The 4,122-nt window shown below is 62.6% G+C and carries 5 protein-coding genes and 1 pseudogene; 1 reads left to right on the plus strand and 5 read right to left on the minus strand.

Features of this window, described 5'->3' with window-relative positions; genetic code table 11:
- The 5 genes from ABSG20_RS31230 to ABSG20_RS31250 form a co-directional block, all read right to left on the minus strand.
- On the minus strand, nucleotides 1-362 hold a 362-nt coding region (locus tag ABSG20_RS31230), incomplete at its 3' end, for a 3-deoxy-D-manno-octulosonic acid transferase (protein WP_423868303.1).
- Nucleotides 355-1,071 (minus strand): lysophospholipid acyltransferase family protein, encoded by a 717-nt coding sequence (locus tag ABSG20_RS31235; protein ID WP_423868304.1) that lies wholly within the window; start codon nucleotides 1,069-1,071, stop codon nucleotides 355-357. The genes ABSG20_RS31230 and ABSG20_RS31235, both read right to left, overlap by 8 nt.
- Nucleotides 1,068-1,316 (minus strand): DUF4170 domain-containing protein, encoded by a 249-nt coding sequence (locus ABSG20_RS31240; protein ID WP_423868305.1) that lies wholly within the window; start codon nucleotides 1,314-1,316, stop codon nucleotides 1,068-1,070. Before ABSG20_RS31240 ends, ABSG20_RS31235 begins: the two co-directional genes overlap by 4 nt.
- Before the next feature lie 65 nt (nucleotides 1,317-1,381).
- The gene (locus ABSG20_RS31245) at nucleotides 1,382-2,194 is read right to left on the minus strand and encodes a 3'(2'),5'-bisphosphate nucleotidase CysQ (RefSeq protein WP_423868306.1); all 813 of its coding nucleotides are present in this window, start codon (nucleotides 2,192-2,194) and stop codon (nucleotides 1,382-1,384) included.
- The gene (locus tag ABSG20_RS31250) at nucleotides 2,181-3,581 is read right to left on the minus strand and encodes a TldD/PmbA family protein (protein ID WP_423868307.1); all 1,401 of its coding nucleotides are present in this window, start codon (nucleotides 3,579-3,581) and stop codon (nucleotides 2,181-2,183) included. The genes ABSG20_RS31245 and ABSG20_RS31250 overlap by 14 nt, the downstream gene beginning before the upstream one ends.
- A gap of 313 nt (nucleotides 3,582-3,894) precedes the next feature.
- On the opposite strand from ABSG20_RS31250, the pseudogene ABSG20_RS31255 reads away from it, so the two are divergent.
- Nucleotides 3,895-4,122, plus strand: a pseudogene (locus ABSG20_RS31255) (DUF6101 family protein); the annotation flags it as partial.

Raw genomic sequence — 4,122 nt, forward strand, 5'->3', positions numbered from 1 at the left:
CGCGCGACATAGCGTGGCGAATCGTAAGGCACATATTGATGGATGATATCGGGGGCAAACCGCTTGGCGACGACCGCAGCCGAGGTCACCGTACCCGACGTCAACAGGATGCGCATGTTGAGCGCGCGCAACCTTTCGATCAAGGCCGCCGCGGCCAGGACTTCACCGACGCTGGCGCCGTGAATCCATACCAGCGGTCCATTGGGCCTGAGGTCCCCGCTCATGCCGCGGCGCTCACCGATCCGGGCCGGATCCTCCTTGCCCTGTTTCAGCCGCCGCTTGATCAAAGCCGGCGCCAGCGGCGCCACCGCCGAGGACAGCTTCTGATACACCCGCAGCGTCATCGGCAGGGAGTTAGCCATGCGCCGCCTCTTCCGGGCGACCGACCTGCGCATAGGCGCGACGGGTCGCTTCGTTCAGGATTATCTCGAGTCGGAGGCGCAGCTTTTCCATCGTGTCGGCGTCTGCGTCCGCAGGCACGACAATCGATTCGATTCCGACCAGCGCGCCGCGTCCGAATGGCAAATTAATGGTGGTGCGGTCCCAGTTATTCAGGCGTATGAAGCGGCTTGTCGCCATCGCAAAGGGCATGATCGGCCGTCCGGATTCACGCGCCAGCATGATGATGCCGAGACCGGCGACCCGCGCTCGCTTCGGCACGTCGGCAGTCGAGGCAACATTATAGCCGTCTGCGAGCGCGCGCACCATCTCCTTGAACGCTCCGACGCCACCCTTGCGGTAGAATGCCGAGCCGTGATCGCCGGAGCCGCGGATGGTGCCAATGCCAAGCCGTTCGGCGGCGATGGCGTTGAATTCGCCATCGCGGTGCCTCGAAATCAGTACCTTGACGCGATGGCTTGGCTTGGTTTTGATGAACGGCGTCATAAAATGCTGGCCGTGCCAGAAGGCGAAGATCGCCGGCTGTTGCGGCTCGACCAGCTCATAGACATTCGCTGGCTCGAAGCTGAATTTGTTGGTCAGCCAGACCAACCTCAGAAACTCGGCCGCGACAAAGCCTACCGTGCGCTGCACCCAGGTGCTGCGCAAAACATTGCGAAGCAACTTCTTCAACGGGCAGGCTTCGAATCTTGACCAGGATCGAGCAGCCGGTGGAGATGAACGACGAAATAGCGCATATGGGCGTTGTCCACGGTCTGCTGCGCCTTCGCTCTCCAGGCCGCGTGGGCGCTCGCATAGTTGGGGAACACGCCGACGATCTCAACCTGATCAAGATCCTTGAACGTCGTCCCATCGAGATCGGTCAGTTCGCCGCCGATCACGAGATGAAGCAATTGCGGTTGGGCACTATCTGGCATGGTTCCCTTTCCTGACGTGGTGCCCGGCCAATAAGATTCCCGACGCCAGCCGACGCCGCGCCGGGCTAGCTGCGGCTGCGGAATTGCTCGACGATACGTGCATGACGATCGCGGCCCGCCGCAACAAGCACCCCATGCGCCACCTCCCGGCGGTTATAGAGGATCTTATCCCCCGAAAGCGCGGTCATGTTACCATTGGCTTCCTGCACGATCAAATTGGCCGCGGCAAGGTCCCAGTCGCGGCTTTGGCCGCCGGCAAACGCCGCGTCCAGGCTCCCTTGCGCGACCCGACAAAGCCTAAGCGCCAGCGATCCGATCCGGGGATGCAGGACAATTTCCGAACATGACCGGCTGAGCCGCTCGACCAGCGGCTTCGGACCCGCCATCCGGGAAAAATCCAGCTCAGCGCCGGATGTGGCATGAACCGGTACATGATTGCGCGCGGCGCCCTGTCCGCGTGCAGCAAAGAAGAACTCGTCGCTGGCCGGAGCGAATACCGCAGCAAGCAGAGGCCCGGCGTCTTCCACCAGTGCCACGCTCACGCACCAGTCTTCGCGGCCGGCGAGATAACCGCGGGTGCCGTCGATGGGATCGACAATCCATACCAGGCGTTTGCCAAGACGCGTTTCGTCGTCGACACTCTCTTCCGACAACCAGCCATAATCCGGGGTGACCGATCGCAACCTGCTTTCGAGCAGGTCGTTGACAGCGATGTCGGCTTCGGACACCGGTGACGAAGCGCCCTTGGTCCAGTTCTTCAGATCGGTACGAAAGAGCGACAGCGCCAGCGCGCCGGCTTCCAGCACGGTATCCTTCAAAAGCGCGGCGTCGCGCGCCAGTATCAGGTCGTGCCGGTTGTCGGTGCTAACGTCCGCCAAGCGTCAGTCCTTCGATACGAACCGTCGGAGCATTGACGCCGTAGCGGAATTCCAGGTCGTTGGCCGGGGCCATCGATTTGAAGATCTCGAGCAGATGTCCCGCGATCGTCACCTCGCTCACGGCATAGGTGATCTCGCCGTTCTCGATCCAGAAGCCGGACGCGCCGCGGCTGTAGTCGCCGGTCACGCCATTGACGCCGGAGCCGATCAGGTCGGTGACGTAAAATCCCTGGCGGATGTCGGAGATCAGTTCGGCCGGCGTCGGCGCGCCGGCCTCAAGATGGAGATTGTACGGACCAGGCGAGGGCGAGGACGATACGCCGCGCTGGGCGTGGCCGGTTGTGACCAGACCGAGTTCGCGCGCGGTCGCGCAGTCCAACAGCCACGAGGTCAGCACGCCCTGATCGACGATGGCCAGCTGTTTCACCTTGACACCCTCGGCATCAAAGGATTGCGAGCGCAATCCGCGCACCCGCAACGGATCGTCGACGATGCGAATGTTGTTGGCGAACAACTGCTGGCCGAGACGGTCCTTGAGGAAACTGGTTTTGCGCGCAATCGAGGCGCCATTCACCGCGCCCACCAGATGGCCGACCAGCGATCCGGAAACCCTGGGGTCGAACACCACAGGCACCTTGCAGGTCTCGACCTTGCGCGGGTTGGCGCGTTTGACCGTGCGCTCGCCCGCGGTGCGGCCGACGCTTTCGGGCGAGGCAAGATCAGCCGCGTGTGGCGCCGAGGTGTAATCGTAATCGCGTTCCATCGCGGTGCCGTCGCCAACGATGGCCGTCATCGAAATGCCCTGGCTCGAGCGCAGATAGCGGCCGTGGAAGCCGGTGGAAGTTACCAGCACCATGCCGCCAATTCCTGTCGAGGCCGATGCGCCGCCCGATTTGGTCACACCCTTGACCGCGAGCGCGGCCGCTTCGGCTTCGCAGGCGCGGCGTTCAAGTTCCGATGTCGATGGGGTGATGGGATCGAGCAGATCGAGATCGGGGAAGTCGCGCGCCAGCAGTTCCGGATCGGCCAGGCCGACATACTTGTCGTCGGGCGCGACGCGCGCCATGGCGACGGCGCGCTCCGCCAATTTGGCGATGCCGTCGCCGCTGACATCGTTGGTTGAAACAACGGCCTGGCGCTGTCCCACCAGCACACGCAGTCCGATGTCATCGCCTTCCGAGCGTTCGGATTCCTCGACGCGTCCATCGCGAACCTCGACGCCGTGCGAAACGCCGCGCACCGCTACTGCGTCGGCGGCATCCGCGCCCGCGCGCCGCGCAGCCTCAACGAGCCGCTGCGCCAGCGCACTCAGGGTGGATTGATCGAACAGGCCGGAGCTTTCGGCCTGCGATGACCGCGGGGGCGTGGCGAATGGTGAAGAGATCACGAATAAAATCCCAAAGACGGAGGAGACATCAAAGCGGTTGCAACATCAAGGCAGGCCTCGAAACGAATCGACGATCCCCTCAGATGTGCCCGATTGACGCGGACTTCAAGCATTTTCGGAGCACCGAAGGCAAAGAATCTCGATGATCCTGCAAGGTCTTATCAATCATTCATGCCAAGGTTCTGTCAATCATGCCTGCGAATGCAGGGCAAGTGGCATTCGATTAACCAGCCTTTTTAAGCGATTTCGCAACGGGCTCTGGCAAGGTCTCGCGTGTCGACCGGGAACATAATCCCGGCGGGGAGATAAAACCGTGAGGCGTCAAACTGCAACAAGCGGGGCCAATCCCGCCGGGTCGAGCCGCGCATTGCGGCTCGACCCTCTCTCTCTGCCCGTCAATTTCGATGCGCACGATACCCGGGCCGACGGCGGGGTGCGGCAAATCGAACTGCATCGCGAACGCGTCATCCTGCGTCGTGCCCTCCACGGCATGCGGATGGCGGTCAAACTGCGGGTATGCGATTTTCTCGGCGTTGCCTTG

The organism is Bradyrhizobium sp., assembly GCF_049512235.1.
Lineage (GTDB): Bacteria > Pseudomonadota > Alphaproteobacteria > Rhizobiales > Xanthobacteraceae > Bradyrhizobium.

What these genes read in the sequence shown, in the direction of transcription:
- ABSG20_RS31240 (WP_423868305.1), bottom strand. Translation starts at nt 1,316, where the DNA reads ATGCCAGATAGTGCCCAACCGCAATTGCTTCATCTCGTGATCGGCGGC.